The organism is Polaribacter sp. YIW18, assembly GCF_057219325.1.
Map to the genome: position 1 here is coordinate 173123 of NZ_JBXVVE010000006.1, position 17547 is coordinate 190669.

The 17547-nt window shown below is 32.4% G+C and carries 12 protein-coding genes and 1 pseudogene; 2 read left to right on the forward strand and 11 right to left on the reverse strand.

Translation table 11 applies throughout. The features are described from left to right. Window positions 1-84: 84 nt before the first annotated feature. The 8 genes from AC2D6T_RS08340 to AC2D6T_RS08375 all read right to left on the reverse strand — a co-directional run bounded on the left by AC2D6T_RS08340 (window position 85) and on the right by AC2D6T_RS08375 (window position 11421). A complete protein-coding gene (locus AC2D6T_RS08340; protein ID WP_298947342.1) occupies window positions 85-1866 on the reverse strand; it encodes a cytochrome c oxidase subunit I in 1782 nt (593 codons plus the stop codon). A 32-nt stretch (window positions 1867-1898) separates the two neighbouring features. Further along, on the reverse strand, window positions 1899-2906 hold the full coding sequence (locus AC2D6T_RS08345) for a cytochrome c oxidase subunit II (protein WP_298947344.1): 1008 nt from the start codon (window positions 2904-2906) through the stop codon (window positions 1899-1901). A gap of 35 nt (window positions 2907-2941) precedes the next feature. Then, window positions 2942-4381 (reverse strand): quinol:cytochrome C oxidoreductase, encoded by a 1440-nt coding sequence (locus tag AC2D6T_RS08350; protein WP_484681171.1) that lies wholly within the window; start codon window positions 4379-4381, stop codon window positions 2942-2944. 27 nt (window positions 4382-4408) lie between these two features. Further along, window positions 4409-4957 (reverse strand): c-type cytochrome, encoded by a 549-nt coding sequence (locus AC2D6T_RS08355; protein ID WP_484681172.1) that lies wholly within the window; start codon window positions 4955-4957, stop codon window positions 4409-4411. 9 nt (window positions 4958-4966) lie between these two features. Next, window positions 4967-5494, reverse strand: coding sequence for a DUF3341 domain-containing protein (locus tag AC2D6T_RS08360; RefSeq protein ID WP_298947351.1), 528 nt, complete (start codon window positions 5492-5494; stop codon window positions 4967-4969). A 2-nt stretch (window positions 5495-5496) separates the two neighbouring features. Continuing rightward, window positions 5497-6957, reverse strand: coding sequence for an NrfD/PsrC family molybdoenzyme membrane anchor subunit (nrfD, locus tag AC2D6T_RS08365; RefSeq protein ID WP_484681173.1), 1461 nt, complete (start codon window positions 6955-6957; stop codon window positions 5497-5499). Between the two features lie 22 nt (window positions 6958-6979). Next, a complete protein-coding gene (locus tag AC2D6T_RS08370; RefSeq protein ID WP_484681174.1) occupies window positions 6980-10048 on the reverse strand; it encodes a TAT-variant-translocated molybdopterin oxidoreductase in 3069 nt (1022 codons plus the stop codon). Window positions 10049-10119: 71 nt separating this feature from the next. After that, window positions 10120-11421: a c-type cytochrome gene (locus tag AC2D6T_RS08375; protein ID WP_484681175.1), complete on the reverse strand. Its 1302-nt coding sequence runs from the start codon at window positions 11419-11421 to the stop codon at window positions 10120-10122. A gap of 305 nt (window positions 11422-11726) precedes the next feature. Between AC2D6T_RS08375 and AC2D6T_RS08380 the strand changes: the two genes are divergently transcribed. Continuing rightward, entirely contained in the window at window positions 11727-12014 is a 288-nt protein-coding gene (locus tag AC2D6T_RS08380; protein WP_484681176.1) for an SPOR domain-containing protein, read from the forward strand. Between the two features lie 93 nt (window positions 12015-12107). Here the strand turns inward: AC2D6T_RS08380 and infB are convergent, their stop codons facing one another. The 3 genes from infB to rimP form a co-directional block, all read right to left on the reverse strand. Continuing rightward, window positions 12108-14891: a translation initiation factor IF-2 gene (infB, locus tag AC2D6T_RS08385; RefSeq protein WP_484681177.1), complete on the reverse strand. Its 2784-nt coding sequence runs from the start codon at window positions 14889-14891 to the stop codon at window positions 12108-12110. 68 nt (window positions 14892-14959) lie between these two features. Next, window positions 14960-16216 carry a transcription termination factor NusA gene (gene nusA / locus AC2D6T_RS08390; protein ID WP_298947363.1) on the reverse strand — a complete coding sequence of 419 codons (1257 nt, stop codon included), beginning with the start codon at window positions 16214-16216 and terminating at the stop codon, window positions 14960-14962. A 12-nt stretch (window positions 16217-16228) separates the two neighbouring features. Continuing rightward, a complete protein-coding gene (gene rimP, locus AC2D6T_RS08395) occupies window positions 16229-16690 on the reverse strand; it encodes a ribosome assembly cofactor RimP (RefSeq protein ID WP_298947365.1) in 462 nt (153 codons plus the stop codon). A 734-nt stretch (window positions 16691-17424) separates the two neighbouring features. On the opposite strand from rimP, the pseudogene AC2D6T_RS08400 reads away from it, so the two are divergent. Further along, window positions 17425-17547: pseudogene (locus AC2D6T_RS08400) on the forward strand (IS982 family transposase); the annotation flags it as partial.

The following is a 17547-nucleotide window of genomic DNA, read 5'->3' on the forward strand; positions in this document are numbered from 1 at the left end:
TTTGAAATAGCATTTTTGTAACTTTTGCTACAAAGCAAAAAACCTCTCCATATAGGAGAGGTTTTTTTATTTCTATTTTATTATTTATGAAGGTTCTTCGCCATCTAATAAAGGTGTTGTTTGTAAAACAAAGTCTTGACCATGTAAATAATCGCTATCGTCATCATTAGAGTCTACACGTTTACTATAGTCATAAGCCCACCTATGAACTTCTGGTAATTTTCCTGGCCAGTTACCATGTACATGTTCTACAGGTGTTGTCCATTCAAGTGTATTGGATTTCCAAGGATTTTTTGTTGCTTTTTCTCCTCTATACATTGAAATAAAGAAGTTTGCAATAAAAAATATTTGAGCAATACCACCTACTAACGCAAAAATTGTAATAACTACGTTTATGTCTGCTAAGTCGTCAAACATTGGAAAATTTGTATTTGTATAATATCTTCTTGGTAAACCAGCTAATCCTATAAAGTGCATTGGCCAAAAAACGCCATAAGCACATATAATTGTGATCCAGAAATGCCAGTAACCTAAAGTTTTATTCATCATTCTACCATACATTTTTGGGAACCAATGATAAATACCTGCATACATTCCGAAAATTGCAGAAACACCCATCACTAAGTGGAAGTGTGCTACCACAAAATAAGTATCGTGTATGTTAATGTCTAAAGCAGAATCACCTAAAACTAAACCGGTTAAACCACCTGTTACAAATGTTGATACCAAACCTATAGAAAATAGCATGGCCGGATTTAATTGTAAATTACCTTTCCACAGAGTTGTAACGTAGTTAAATGCTTTTACTGCAGAAGGAATTGCAATTAATAAAGTTGTAAATGTAAATACAGAACCTAAGAAAGGATTCATACCAGAAACAAACATATGGTGACCCCAAACAATTGTAGATAAAAATGCAATGGCCATAATAGAACCAATCATAGCTCTGTAACCAAATATTGGTTTTCTAGAGTTTGTAGAGATAATTTCTGATGTAATACCTAATGCTGGTAATAATACAATATATACTTCTGGGTGTCCTAAGAACCAAAATAAATGTTCGTAAAGCACTGGAGAACCGCCTTGATAATGTAATACTTCGCCAGACATAAAAATATCTGATAGGTAAAAAGAGGTACCAAAACTTCTATCAAAAACTAATAATAATGCAGCAGACAATAGTACTGGGAAAGAAACTACACCTATAATTGCAGTTACAAAAAATGCCCAAATTGTTAAAGGTAGTCTTGTCATTTTCATTCCTTTGGTTCTTAAATTTAGTACCGTAACTATATAATTTAAAGCTCCAATTAATGAAGATGCAATAAATATAGCCATAGAAACTAACCAAAGAGTCATTCCTGTTCCAGAACCTGGTATTGCTTGTGGTAATGCACTAAGAGGTGGGTAAACCGTCCATCCAGCAGAGGCTGGACCTGCTTCTACAAAAAGAGAAATAACCATAATGATACTAGACAAGAAAAACAACCAATAAGAAACCATATTTAGGAATCCAGAAGCCATATCTCTTGCACCTATTTGCAATGGAATTAGTAAGTTAGAAAAAGTACCACTTAAACCAGCTGTTAGAACAAAAAAGACCATAATTGTACCATGTATTGTAACCAGAGCTAAATAAATATCTGGATTCATAATACCATCTGTTTGATGAGGTCCTAAAAATGCTTCTACAATTGTAAATGAGGTATCTGGCCACGCAAGTTGTAAACGGAATAACATAGACATCATAACTGCAATGATTCCCATAAACATACCAGTTACCAAGAACTGCTTAGAAATCATTTTATGATCTTGACTAAAAATATATTTCGTTACAAATGTTTCTTTATGATGATGATCTGACATAATCTTAATTTTATTTGTATGTTTTTTTTAATTTATTTAATAACTTCAGTTAATGTTGGTTGCTCAGACAACCATTTATCGTATTCATCTTGTTCTACAACAGTAATTTTCATTTGCATATTGTAATGAGATGCACCACAAATTTTATTACATAATAGCAGGTAATCAAAAACATAAGGATCTTCTCCTTTTGCTCTTCTAATTTTGTTAATACCGATGGTTTTCTTAATTACCTCAGAATTGTTTCTCATTTCTTCAGTAGTGTATTTTGGTGTAAAACCAAATTCTGTAACCATTCCAGGAACACAATTCATCTGAGCTCTAAAATGTGGCATGTACGCTGAGTGCAATACATCTTGAGATCTAAATTTAAAATGGATTTTTCTACCTTTTGGAAGGTATAACTCAGTTACTTGTTTATCGTCTGCAGCATTTTTATCAGACATATCTACACCCATAGTGTTGATCCCTTTGATAAAATTTACGTTTCCTAAACCTAATGTATTGTCTGCTCCTGCATAACGTGCATCCCATCTAAATTGTTGAGAATAAACTTCTATTACAATTGGGTCTTCTGCATCAGATAAGTCCATTACATTATTCCATTGCCATAAACCATAACCAATTAAACCAACTAAAACGATAGCAGGTGTAACTGTCCAAATAAATTCTAATTTGTGGCTATCTGCATAAAATTTTGCTTTTTGACCTTCTTTTCCTTTATATTTAAAAGTAAAATAGAAGATTAAAAATTGCATTATAAATTGAACGATACCTATTAACCAAAATGTAATATTAAATAAATTATCATCATGTTCTCCTTCAAATGAAGCAGATTCTGGTAACATAATTACATTCATGAAGATTAAACAATAAATCATCATTGCATATAAAAACGCTAAAAAACCAATTGCGTATTTACCTTGAGCAGCATTATCTTTATCGTTGGCAATAGAACTTCTAAAGTTCATTATTCTAGTAATTTGCCAAACACTTACACCGATTGCAACACCTATAAAAATATAAAATAGAGCTAGCATATTTATCTTGTCTTAATTTTTAATTCAATTATTTATTAATGATGATCTGCTGATCCTTCACCTCTATGTTCGATATTATAGTAGTGAAAATGTTCACTTTCTTCTAAAAATGGATTCCCTTTAGGTACCGCACTTGCTTTTGCAAAAGAGCTAAATACTGTGTATATAAATATTCCTAAGAAAAATAATAGTGCACTTATTTCTGCAATACCAAAGCCCCATTGACCACCAACAGTAGCTGGCATTACCATGATAAATACATCTATATAATGACCTCCTAAAATTACAATACCTCCAATGACTACAAACCAAGGGATACTTTTGAAATCACTATTTAATAATAATAATACTGGGAATATAAAGTTCATAGCAACCATTGCTAAAAATGGTAACTTATACTCATTAAATCTTGCAACAAAGTAAGTAGTTTCTTCTGGAATGTTTGCATACCATATCAACATAAACTGTGCAAACCATAAGTAGGTCCAGAATACTGAGAAACCAAACATGAATTTTGCTAAATCGTGGATATGACTATCGTTTACTTGTGGTAAAGCTCCTTTAGAACGTAAATAGATTGTAACAAAGGCTATTACTGTTAAAGCACTTACTAATAAAGTTGCTAATACATACCAACCAAATAATGTAGAAAACCAGTGTGGGTCTAATCCCATAATCCAATCCCAAGACATCATACTTTCTGTAATCATAAATATAAACAGAAATATAACTGAAGCATTATAGTTTTTCTTGTAGGTTTTGTGTCCGTCATTTGCTGTATCTTCTGCAATTGAATTTTTTCTAATAAACCATCTGTAAAGATTCCAAAGTAATAAATAAATAACACTTCTTATTGCCCAACCAGGAACATTCATCCACCAGGATTTGCCATCTACAATTGGATCGTAATTAGTACTTGCTGGGTCAAAAGTTCCAGGGGTCATCCAAGAAAACATATGATTGTAATGTCCTAAAGTTAAACCAATAATTACTAACATAATGATAGATGTTGGTACTAAATTGGCTGTTATGGCTTCCATCACTCTAAATAATACTATAGACCAACCAGATTGTGCAACTCTTTGTGCTGCATAAAAGGCAAGTACTAGAAGCGAAATACCTAAAAAGAAAAATAAGGCTACATATACTGCAGACCAAGGTCTATTTTGTAGTTGATGTAACACATGTGTTGCATGAGAATCATCATTATGAGTAGCATGTGCACTCATTTCTTTTTCTGTGTGTTCGTTTGTATCATGTACTCCTAAAGCATCATGATTACCCTCTACAACTTTACTACTATGATCGTCTGCATGACCACTGCCGTGACCATCATCGTGAGATGCTGTTATTGCATGTTTTGCATCTTCTAAAGTTTTGTTAGAAGCACTATAAAAGCTAAATGCAATTCCTATTATACCAATTAAAATTAGTGCTAATGAGAATGTTTTTAATTTACCTGAGAATTGATACATATCTTTCGTATTCTATCTTTTTGTATACTATTTTAACAAATCGTTACGCAATACTTCTACATATTGCACTATTTGCCAACGTTCTTTATAAGTTAATTGACCTGAATGAGATCCCATTAAGTTTTTACCATGCATTAAAACATGATAAATACTACCTTCTGTTATATCTCTATCTTTATAATTAGGTATACCAGCAAACTTTTCTGAAGTTGCTAAATACCCTTGTCCATCTCCTTTTTTACCATGACAAGAAACACAATAAATTGTATACATTTTCTTACCATTTTCTAAATTTTTCTCGTTTTTCTCTAAAGGAGACTTTAAAGCTGTTTTTGCTTTTTCATAACCATCAATAGTGTCTGGTATATCATAAGCAGGTACGCCTCCTCTTGGAATAGTACCGGCAACAGGTTTACTATTTACAGGTGCTCCTTTAAGACCATTAGCGCCATCTGCATCATATGGTACAGATTCGTACATATCTGGCATGTATTGTGCTTGTCTTGTTGTTTTGTCATTACAAGAACTTAAAGTTGTAATGACAATTAAAGCAATAATTAATTTAAATTTCTTCATAACTTTATATTAGTGCTTGTCTACTATATTAATTTCTACAGCGCCAGTTTCTGTTAATAAAGCTGTTAATGCATCTACATTATCGCTTACAGGAATTTCCATTAAAAAATGGTCGTCTGTAGTTCTTGGATCTGGATTTTCTGCTTCTTTAAATGGCCATATTCTACTTCTCATATAAAAAGTAATTACCATTAAATGGGCTGCAAAAAAAACTGTTAATTCAAACATAATTGGCACGAATGCTGGCATGTTATCAATCCAAGAAAAACTTGGTTTACCACCAATATCTTGTGGCCAATCTTGTATCATTATATAATTTGTCATCCAAATGGCAACAGCTAAACCTGTAATACCATAAAAGAATGCTGTAATTGCTAATCTTGTGGGTGCTAAACCCATTGCTTTGTCTAAACCATGTACTGGAAAAGGACAAAATACTTCTTCTATGTGATGATGTTTTGCTTTTACAGCTTTTACTGCATCAAGTAAAACTTCATCATCATTATAAAATGCATGAATAACTTTTGATGATTCCATAATTATCCTTTTTTATTATTATCAGGGTTAACTTCCTTAGATTTTGCCTTAGCTACAATAGATGGCTTTGTAGGAATACCTTCTTCTCTTCTCTTTTTATAAAACTCTCCAGAAGATTTTAAGATAGTTTTTACTTCTGCTTGTGCAATTACTGGGAAAGTTCTTGCGTATAATAAGAATAATACAAAGAAGAATCCTATAGTACCTATAAAGATACCTACATCTACAAACGTTGGCTCAAAACGCCACCAAGTAGATGGTAAATGACCTTTACTTAATACAATTGCGATGATATCGAAACGCTCAAACCACATACCAATATTAATAAATATTGAAATGATGAAAGACCATATAAAACTTCTTCTAATTTTCTTAAACCATAACAACTGAGGTGTTAATATGTTAAAGAATAATAATGAATAGAATGCCCAAGCATAAGGGCCTGTTGCAGCACCAACTGATAAATAGGTATAATTTTCATAAGGTGATCCTGTGTACCATGCAATAAAAAATTCTGTTGCATAAGCTACCGCTACAATACCCCCTGTTAAGATAATTACGATGTTCATATATTCTACGTGTAAACGTGTAATATAATCTTCCATATTTGTAACTTTTCTCATAATACCTAATAAGGTTTGTACCATGGCAAATCCTGAGAAGATTGCTCCAGCAACAAAGTAAGGTGGAAAGATGGTAGAATGCCAACCTGGATTAATCGAAGTAGCAAAGTCCATAGATACAATAGTATGTACAGAAAGTACTAATGGTGTTGCTAAACCAGCTAACACTAGTGATACTTCTTCAAAACGTTGCCAATCTTTTGCTCTACCAGACCAACCAAAACTTAATAATGCGTAAATCTTCTTTTGAAAAGGTTTTACAGCTCTATCACGAATCATTGCAAAATCTGGTAATAAACCTGTCCACCAGAAAACTAATGAAACCGATAAATAGGTAGAAATTGCAAAAACATCCCACAACAATGGCGAGTTAAAGTTTACCCATAAAGAACCAAATTGATTTGGTATTGGCATTACCCAGTAACCATTCCAAGGACGTCCCATGTGGATAATAGGAAACAATCCTGCCTGAAAAACGGCAAAAATTGTCATTGCTTCTGCAGAACGGTTTATAGCCATTCTCCATTTTTGACGGAATAGTAAAAGTACTGCAGAGATTAATGTTCCTGCGTGTCCAATACCTACCCACCATACAAAGTTTGTGATATCCCAAGCCCATCCAATGTTCTTGCTTAATCCCCAAACTCCAATTCCTGTTCCTACAGTGTAAAAAATACAGCCAAATCCCCAAAGCATTGCTGCTAAAGAAATATAAAAAGCCATGTACCAATTTTTATTTGCTTTACCTTCTATAGGTTTCGCAATATCTTCAGTAATATCGTGGTAACTTTTATCACCTAATACTAAAGGTTCCCTTATGGGTGCTTCGTAATGAGACATATTCTTATATCTTAAAATTTAATTACGCTTCGTTTGTGTTTCTTACTTTTACTTGATATATTACATTAGGCTTCGTTTGAAGATAATCTAATACATTGTAAGCTCTTTTATCTTCTGCCAATGCAGCTACTTTGTCTTCTTTGTTATTTACATCACCAAAAACTAAAGAACCTGTAGTACAAGCAGATGAACAAGCTGTTTCAAACTCGTCTGTATTTACTTTACGTCCTTCTTTTTTAGCTTTTAATATAGTTGCTTGTGTCATTTGAATACACATAGAACATTTTTCCATAACACCTCTAGAACGTACAACAACATCTGGGTTTAAAACCATTTTACCATACTCGTTGTTCATGTTAAAATCAAACTCGTTATTATTTGCATAATTAAACCAGTTAAATCTTCGAACTCTATAAGGACAGTTGTTTGCACAATATCTTGTACCTACACATCTGTTATATGCCATTTGGTTTTGCCCTTGACGACCATGAGAAGTTGCAGCAACTGGACAAACAGTTTCACATGGTGCGTGGTTACAGTGTTGACACATCATAGGTTGAAAAGTAACTTCTGGATTTTCTGCTTCGGTTTCTAAAGCCTCATAAGTTTCTCCTCTACTTAAACCTAATTCTTTGGCATCTTCTCTAGTTTCTACTGTTGAAGAATAATATCTATCAATACGCAGCCAGTGCATATCTCTACCAAATCTAACTTCATTTTTACCTACAACTGGTACGTTGTTTTCTGCATGACATGCAACAACACAAGCACCACAACCTGTACAAGAGGTTAAATCTATAGATAAATTAAAGTGATGACCCATTTCTCTATTATGCTCATCCCATAAATCTATGGTATTAGCCTCTACTTCGCTATGATCATAAGAAACATATGCTGGTTTGTTCCAACCATGATGATGATCTTTAGGATCTACAGTTTTGTATTCTTTTAAAGACGCTACTTTTAAAATATCATGTCGTCCTGCTATTGTTTTTTGAACCTGTGTACAAGCAAATTTATGTGTACCAGCAACTTTTTCTAAAGAAACATTGTATTGAATGTTGTTACCTCCTTTATACAAAGGATAAGCATTTACACCTACTTGCATTTCTTCTTTTAAACCAAATTTTCTACCATAACCTAATGATAAACCGATAGAACCTTTGGCTTGACCTGGTTGAACTAATACAGGTACATTAGAAACTGTTACACCATTTACGGTAACGTTTGCATAATCTCCGTTAATAGCACCATTATCTTTTACAGGATTAGAGAACCCCATCTCTTTTGCGTCTGCAATAGAAATAGTAACATAATTATCCCAAGAAGCTCTTGTAATTGGATCTGGAAACTCTTGTAACCAAGGGTTATTTGCTTGTTTACCATCTCCTAAACCTGTAGTTGTATATAAATACAACTCCATTGCTGAAGGAGTTGTATTTAGTTTTAAATTTTTTGCTACTTCTACAATAGAAATATCTGTTGATGCAACAGACTTATTATTTGTAGCTGTTGCTTCTTTATGAAAATAACCATTGTGTAAAGCTTTGTTCCATGAAGCACCATTTAAAATCTCTGTAGACCAGTAATTTTTAAGGTAATCATAATAAGATGTAGTACTACCAGACCATTTTAATAAACTGTCTTGAATTTGACGTGTATCAAATAAGGGTTTAATAGTTGGCTGTATCAACCCGAACTTACCTTCAGAAAAATGAGTATCTCCCCAAGATTCTAAGAAATGAGGTGTTGGCAATGCATAATCCATTGCATTTACAGTTGCACTATTTTCTGTAGACAAAGCAACTTTTAAACTCAATTTGTTTAAAGCTTCTACAAAAACAGCACTATTGTCTAATGTATAAACTGGATCTACATTATAAGTTATTAAACCTGCTACAGCACCAGACTTGATATCTGAAACTAATTTTTGAACTTGCTTATAACTTCCTTGACGAATATTCAAAGCATTGTTAGCATCTAAAATTTCGCTGTTTAAAGCTTTGTTTATTGCTAATGAAATTAATTGTGCATTAACATCATTAATACCCGTCATTACCACACCTTTAGAACCTGATTTTTTAAGTTCTGTTGCAATTTTCTGTATCTCTTTATCTATTGGAGTTGCCTGAGAAGCAACGTTTTGATTTGTAATTGCATTATACAAATTAACCAAAGCAAAAACAACATCAGAAGGTTTAGCTACAATACGCTTATCTGCATTTGCACCAGTTAAAGACATGTTACTCTCTACTTGAATGTGGTGAGACATGCTACCTGTTTCTGGCTTTCTACCATTTACATATGCTTTTTCGAAACCTCCATGAAAATCTCCTAAAAAATCTGCTCCAAAAGAAACAATAGTTTTAGCATCTTCTAATTTATAGTTAGGTAAAGCTCTTTTACCATACATGGCTTCAAAAGCATCTGTTGCAGCAGCTTCTGAAACAGCATCATAAGTTACATGTGTAATATTTAAATTTGCTGTAGTAAACTGCTCTATAATTTTTTTGGTTGACGGGCTAGCTAGAGTACCTGTTAAGAATACAACTGGCTTACCAGCTTCTTTTAATTTTAGTAACTCTGCACCAATTTCTTTATCTGCATCTGCCCAAGAAATGGCTTTTCCATTTTTAGTTGGCTCTTTTAACCTTAATTTCTCATCATACAAAGAAAGTACAGCTGCTTGAACTCTTGCACTTGTTGTTCCATTCGCTTCTTTATTAGGCATGATTTGAATTGGTCTACCTTCGCGTGTTTTCACCAACACATTTGCAAAATCGTAACCATCTGCCATAGAGGTAGCATACCAATCTGCAACACCAGCAATAATATCGTCTGGTTTTACAACATAAGGTATCGATTTTACCACAGGTCCTTCACAAGCTGCTAATGAAGCTGCTGCTGTTGTAAAGCCGACATACTTTAAGAAATCTCTACGAGATGTAGAAGATGTCTCAAGTGTATCTTTATCACCTAAAAAATCATCTGTAGGAATATTTTCTACAAATTCATTTTTACTCAGCGTTTCAACAACCGAACTGTCTTTAAGTTCTTCAACACTTTTCCAGTATTTTTTGTTTGAAGCCATTTGCTTATAGTTATTAGTTTTTAGTTTTTAGTTTAAGTGTTACTTATACAAAAACTATCTTTCTTCTTTTATTAATAATGACATTTACCACATTCTAAACCACCTAGCTGCGAAATAGTAACTTTTTCTACTCCGTATTTTTTTGCTAGCTCATCATGAATTTTAGCGTAATAATCATTGCTTTTTAAATCTACATTTGTTTCTCTATGACAGTCTATACACCAACCCATTGTTAATGGAGAGTATTGATACATCTCATCCATTTCTTCCACAGGTCCATGACATTTCTGGCATTTAACACCTGCTACAGTTACGTGTTGTGCATGGTTGTAGTATACGAAATCTGGTAAGTTATGTATACGAATCCATTTTACTGGTTTTTCTTCACCCGTGTAAGCTAACTCATCCGGATCCCAGCCTGCAGCATCATATACTTTTGCAATTTCTTTATCTAATTGCTCTTTACCATAGATTTGACCATTCCACTCTATTTCTGTGCCTTCTGCTACTTCTGAAATTGCTTTATGACAGTTCATACAAACATTTACTGAAGGGATACCAGAATGCTTACTGTGTTTTGCTGAAGAGTGACAATATTGACAATCTACTTTATTTTCTCCTGCGTGTATCTTGTGTGAAAATGCAATTGGCTGTATTGGTTGATATCCTTGATCTACACCAACAGTAAATAACATACCAAACACTACATAAGCACCAATTAATAGTAAAAATATTGTAGTTAATACTTTTAAAAACGTATTGTTTTTAACACCAACCCATAATTCTTGTAAATCTCTTCTTAGATTAGATTGTACTTCTGGTTTTTTAGTTCCTTTTAATTCGCTTACTTGTTTTAATAAACTAGCAATCATTAAAAAAGCTACAACTATTGCTGCGGCTAATAAATAAACCAACCAGTCTGGTGCGCCATTTTTTTCTAATACTTGGTTTCCAACCATTACTTCTCCAGCTGCTGGTGCTTTTTTAATTTCACCTACAGTTGTATAGTATAAAATATCATCAATTTGAGCATCATTTAATTGAGGAAAAGCATTCATAGCGGTTGCACTGTATTGTGCTGCTTCTGCTGCTTCTGCATTAACTTTTTGAAACTCTGCGTTGTTTTTAATCCAAGATTTTAACCAAGAATTTTCTCTACGCTCTTCTACACCACCTAAGGCAGGACCTACCAATTTCTTATCTAATTTATGACAAGAAGCACACAAGGATTTGAATAATTTTTTTCCAGCTTTTTGACGAGCTTCATCTACATCTTGAGAATAAGAAGATACGCTAAACGCAAAAAACAAAAGTATTGTAAGACTTTTAAGAAGTACTGAAGTTAGTCTACTCTGCAATGTTACACTTTTCATATGTACAAACTATAATTTTAGTATTGTGTATAATTTCGTTCAAAAAACATGATTCTGAACAGTCATACAAAAGTACTACATATTGCTAAATTCTGAAAAGCGAATAGAATGTTAAATATCAATTTATAATAATTCTAAATAAGATAATAACTCAATATATTCTATTACAAGTTGTTATTTTTGTAAAAAGATTTTTATAGATGAAAAACCTAAAATTTTTAACACTTTTTTTATTTTGCTTCTTCACTTTTACTTTAAGTCTAAGTGCTCAAAACAAGATAATTAGCAGCGATTCGATTAATAAATTGACAGAAGATTCCATTGATAAATTGATAGAAAAAAAGAGAAATTACAATAAAAAATTTGGTTTTGGTTATACAATTCAGGTATATTATGGCAATGAAAAAACCGCAAAAAGCACCTACACAAAGTTTGGTGTTTTGTATCCAAAAATTCCTAAAAAGTTAGTTTACAACAATCCGTATTGGAAAGTACAGGTTGGAAGTTACAAAACAACATTAGAAGCTGATAGGGCAAATTTAATTTTTAGTAAAGAGTTTTCTGGAACTATTGTAATTCCTGTGGGAAAATAATTTAGCTTTCTGCTGATATAATTTAAAATATATAGCAATAAAAAAGCCGAAATTCATTACGAATTTCGGCTTTACTTTTATATTAAAATATATTTACTTTAATTTCTTTTTTACAGCTACTTCTTTATAAGCTTCTATAACATCACTTTCTTGAATGTCATTATAATTCTTAATTTGAAGACCACAGTCATATCCTTTGGCAACTTCTTTTACATCGTCTTTAAAACGTTTTAAAGAAGACAACACACCATCGTGCACAACAATACCATCTCTAATAATTCTAATTTGAGAATCTCTAAATATTTTACCAGACATCACCATACATCCTGCAATATTACCAACTTTAGAGATTTTATATACTTCTCTAATTTCTACGTTACCTGTTACCTCTTCTTTCATTTCTGGAGACAACATACCTTCCATAGCATCTTTTAAGTCGTTTATTGCATCATAAATAATAGAATATGTTCTAATATCTACTTCTTCTCTATCAGCAACTATTCTTGCATTTCCTTGTGCCCTTACGTTAAAACCAACAATAATTGCATCTGATGCGGTTGCTAATAACACATCACTTTCTGTAATGGCACCAACACCTTTATGTAATATATTAACTTGAATTTCTTCTGTAGATAATTTTTGGAAAGAATCTGTTAATGCTTCTACAGAACCATCTACATCTCCTTTTAGGATGATGTTTAATTCTTTAAAGTCTCCTAATGCAATTCTACGCCCGATTTCATCTAAGGTTAATGTTTTCTGTGTTCTAACAGATTGTTCTCTTTGTAATTGAGAACGTTTAGAGGCAATTTGTTTTGCTTCTCTTTCATCATCAAATACATTGAATTTATCACCAGCTTGTGGTGCACCATCTAAACCTAAAATAGATACTGGTGTTGATGGACCTGCTTCTTTTAAATTATTTCCTTTATCATCAAACATGGCTTTTACTTTACCACTGTGTTTACCAGCTAATAAGTAATCTCCAATTTTTAGGGTTCCTGCTTGTACTAAGATAGTAGTTACATACCCTCTCCCTTTGTCTAATAATGCTTCTACTACTGCACCTACTGCATTTTTACCAGGGTTTGCTTTTAGTTCTAACACTTCGGCTTCTAGTAAAACTTTTTCTAACAAGTCTGGTATCCCTTCTCCTGTTTTTGCAGAAATATCTTGCGACTGAATATTACCACCCCACTCTTCTATCAATAAATTCATTGCAGAAAGTTGTGTTTTTACATTATCTGGATTCGCATTGGGTTTATCAATCTTGTTAATTGCAAAAATAATTGGTACTCCAGCGGCTTGTGCATGCGAAATTGCTTCTTTAGTTTGTGGCATTACATCATCATCTGCAGCCACCACAATAATTACTAAATCTGTTACTTGCGCTCCACGTGCTCTCATGGCTGTAAAGGCTTCGTGACCAGGTGTATCTAAAAAGGCAATTTTTTGATCGCCAACGTTTACAGAATAGGCTCCAATGTGTTGTGTTATACCTCCACTTTCGCCTTCTATTACATTTGCTTTTCTAATATAATCTAGTAAAGATGTTTTACCATGATCTACGTGACCCATTACGGTAATAATTGGTGCACGTGTAATTAAATCTTCTGGTTTATCTTCTACTTCTTCTATAGACTCTTCTACTTCTGCACCAACAAACTCTACTTTATGATTGAATTCTTCTGCAACAATTACTAATGTTTCTGCATCTAAACGCTGATTCATTGTTACCATCATACCTAAAGACATACATGCAGAAATAATATTGGTTACAGGAACCTCCATCATGGTTGCAATTTCACTAACCGTAACAAACTCTGTTACTTTTAGAATTTTATTGTCTAATGCTTGTGCTTCTAATTCTGCTTCTGTTTGTTCTCTGTGTGCTTCTCTTTTATTTCTTCTATATTTTGCTCCTTTACCTTTAGAAGATTTACCTTGTAATTTTTCTAAGGTTTCTCTAACTTGTTTTTGGATTTCTGCTTCTGTTGGTTCTTCTTTTTTAACAGCAGGTCTAGTATTTCCTCTTTCTTTGAAGCCACCTCTATTAGAACCTCTACCACCTTGATTACCTCTTGCAGCGCCTCCTGTAGACCCAGGTTTACTAATACGCTTACGTTTTTTTCTTGGGTCTGATTTGGTGTCTTTTTTAGCTTCTGGCTTTTTCTTTTTAGGTTTTTCGAATTGTTTTAAATCGATTTTTTTACCTGTAAAGTTTGGACCATCTAACTTTTTGTACTGTGTTTTTATAGCTTCTGCATTTTCTGCAGTTACTTCTGAAGGGTTTTCTTCATTCGCAGCAGGCTTTGCATCTGCTTTTTTTGAAGGTTCTTTTTTTGTAGACTCTTTTTCTATGTTAGAAATTTCTTTCTTCGCTTTTGGAGCTTCTACTTTAGGAGTTTCTTTTGCTGGCTCTTTTACTGCCCCTTTTGCAACAGGTGCTGCTTTAGTTTCTGCAACTTTTGGTGCTTCTTCTTTAACTTCTTCTGTTTTGGGTTCGGCTTTTTTACCTGCCTTCTCAATATCTATTTTACCAACAGTCTTTAACTCTAATTTTTCGGCTTTCGCTTTTAAAACTTCTTCTTTTTGGGCTTCTTCTATCCTTTTTCTCTCTTGCTTAGCTTCAAGTTCTGCACGAATTGCTTCTTTCTCTTTTCGTTTTTCCTCTCCAACTTCCTTAGAGGCTGCTTTTTTGCTAGCATCTGTTTGGAAACCATCTAGAAGAACTTGATAGATTTCACCAGAAATTTTAGTAGTAGGTCTAGATTCTATTTCATGACCTTTATCTGCTAAGTATTCTACTGCTCTATCAAGAGAAATATTTAATTCTCTTAAAACTTTATTAAGCCTCGTTATTTTGCCTTCAGACATATGTTATTTTTTAGCCTTTAATTTTGTAAAAATATACTTTTTTACGATTTCTTTTTCAATTTTTAATACTACTCTTCGAATTCTTCTTTTAAAATTCTTTGAACATCTAAAATAGTTTCTTCTTCTAAATCGGTTCTTTTTACCAATTCTTCTACAGTAGTTTCTAACACACTTCTTGCAGTATCTAACCCTATGTTTTTAAATTCTGCAATAATCCAATCTTCAATTTCGTCTCTAAATTCTGTTAATTCTACATCTTCTTCTTCTAACCCTTCTCTTTTAACATCTATTTCGTAACCTGTTAACTCGCTAGCTAGACGAATATTAACACCGCCTCTACCAATAGCTTTAGAAACTTCTTCTGGCTTTAAAAGTACATTTACACGACCTTTTTTACCATTTTTTTCTTCTTCGAACATTTCAATCTCCATTGAAGTTACTTTTGCAGGGCTTAAAGCTCTTGAGATGAATAATTGTTCGTTTTTTGTATAATTGATAACATCTATATTCTCATTACCAAGTTCTCTAACAATACCATGTATTCTAGACCCTTTAACACCTACACAAGCTCCAACTGGATCGATTCTATCATCATAAGAATCTACAGCTACTTTTGCTTTTTCTCCTGGTATTCTTGCAACGCCTTCTACTGTAATTAAACCGTCGAAAACTTCTGGTATTTCTTGTTCAAATAATTTTGTTAAAAACAAGGGCGATGTTCTAGATAAAATAATGGCGGGTTTGTTACCTCTTAATTCTACGGTTTTTATTACACCTCTCACAGAGTCCCCTTTTCTAAAAAAGTCAGATCTTATTTGTTCACTTTTAGGCAATACAATTTCATTACCTTCATCATCTAACAGAATAATTGCATTATGACGAATGTGATGTACTTCTGCACTATATAAATCGCCTTCTAAATCTTTAAATTGCTTAAATATATTTGTACTATCGTGCTCGTAAATTTTAGAAATTAAATTTTGGCGTAATGCTAAAATAGCTCTTCTTCCTAAATCTATTAACTTTACTTCTTCAGAAACGTCCTCGCCAATTTCAAAATCTGGCTCAATTTTTCTTGCTTCAGAAAGTTCTATTTCTTCGTTATCATCTTCAGAAAAACCATCTGCAACGACTACTCTGTTTCTCCAAATTTCTAAATCTCCTTTATCTGGATTTATAATAATATCAAAATTATCATCAGAACCAAACTTGCGTTTTAAGGCTGCTCTAAATACTTCTTCTAAAATAGACATAAGTGTTACTCTGTCTATACTTTTGTTATCTTTAAATTCTGAAAACGAATCAATTAATGCTATATTTTCCATTACATTTTTTGCTTAAAATACAATTTTCACTTTTGCTTCTTTAATATCTTTATACGCTATAGTTACTGTTTTTTCTACAGTAATTTTACCTTTACCTATTGGTTTTGGCTCTCTTGCTTTCCATTGTAAGATAATTTTATCTTGGTCTGCTTCTGCCAAAGTTCCTTCAAATTCTTGTTCTACAGTTTTTACTTTTAAAATTCTGCCAATATTTTTAATATACTGCCTTTTTTCTGTTAGTGGATGTGCAATATCTGGAGTGGTAACTTCTAGTGAAAAATCTTCTTCTTCTCGATCTAAGTTATGCTCTACATTTCTACTAATTCTAATACACTCGCTTAAAGGCACTCCATTATCACCATCTACAACCACTTGTATTTTGTTATTTACAGAGATTGAAAGCTCTATTAAAAACAACGATTTGTTAAGCTCTAAAGCTTCATCTACTAAATCTTGTACCTTTTTCTTATCCATTTTAATTCTTAAAATAAAGTATAAAAAGAGGGGACTTTAAGTCCCCTTCTTTCTTCATTTACCATTATTTTCGGTGCAAATATACGAATTGTTTACGATTTACCAAAGCAAGTGCCATTCATTATTTTTTTTTGTAAAATAATTTGTGTTAGAAATCTTTATTTAAAATACTGCTGTTTGAAAAAAAAACTAATTCCTACAGGTTTTTCTAAACCATTTGAATTTGCTTTAAAATAGCTACATAAATTGCAAAGAACAATGACGTTATAATGAGTATGACTAAACAATATAACCTTTATAAAATGTTACCACTAAAAGAATATGCAGAAATTTAAAATATAAGTATGGCTTTTAGAAACCATCAAAACAAAGATATAGCTTAAAAAATAAGGAAACAAACTGTATATTTACAGTAATTTAAAAATGTATTTTAGCCTTGATTTTAGAAAACCAAATAAAATACATCTCAATACGAATATAAAAAAATTGTTAAGAAAAATTATGTAAATTTTACTGAACTCAAGATTTAAACAAGAAGTAGTTTAAACTATTTTTCGCCTCATAAAATGGCTTTAAAAATCTATTGAACTGGATAAATTATACCAAAAAAGGTATACCTGTAACAGTATAATAAAAAATACTTGTATTAACCCGTTGTGCATTATGATTTAATATAAAAAAGTTGCTCATATTACTGAAAATCAGTAAATTGATTTAACCACAAATCATTATATATGAACAACTTAAATGCAAATTACGAAAGAATTTTGGAAGTATTAAGAAAAATATCAAAAGAACAGCTTTTAAGTTATCAAAGGCGTCAACCAAAATTTAGTGATTTAGAACTTATTAGTTTG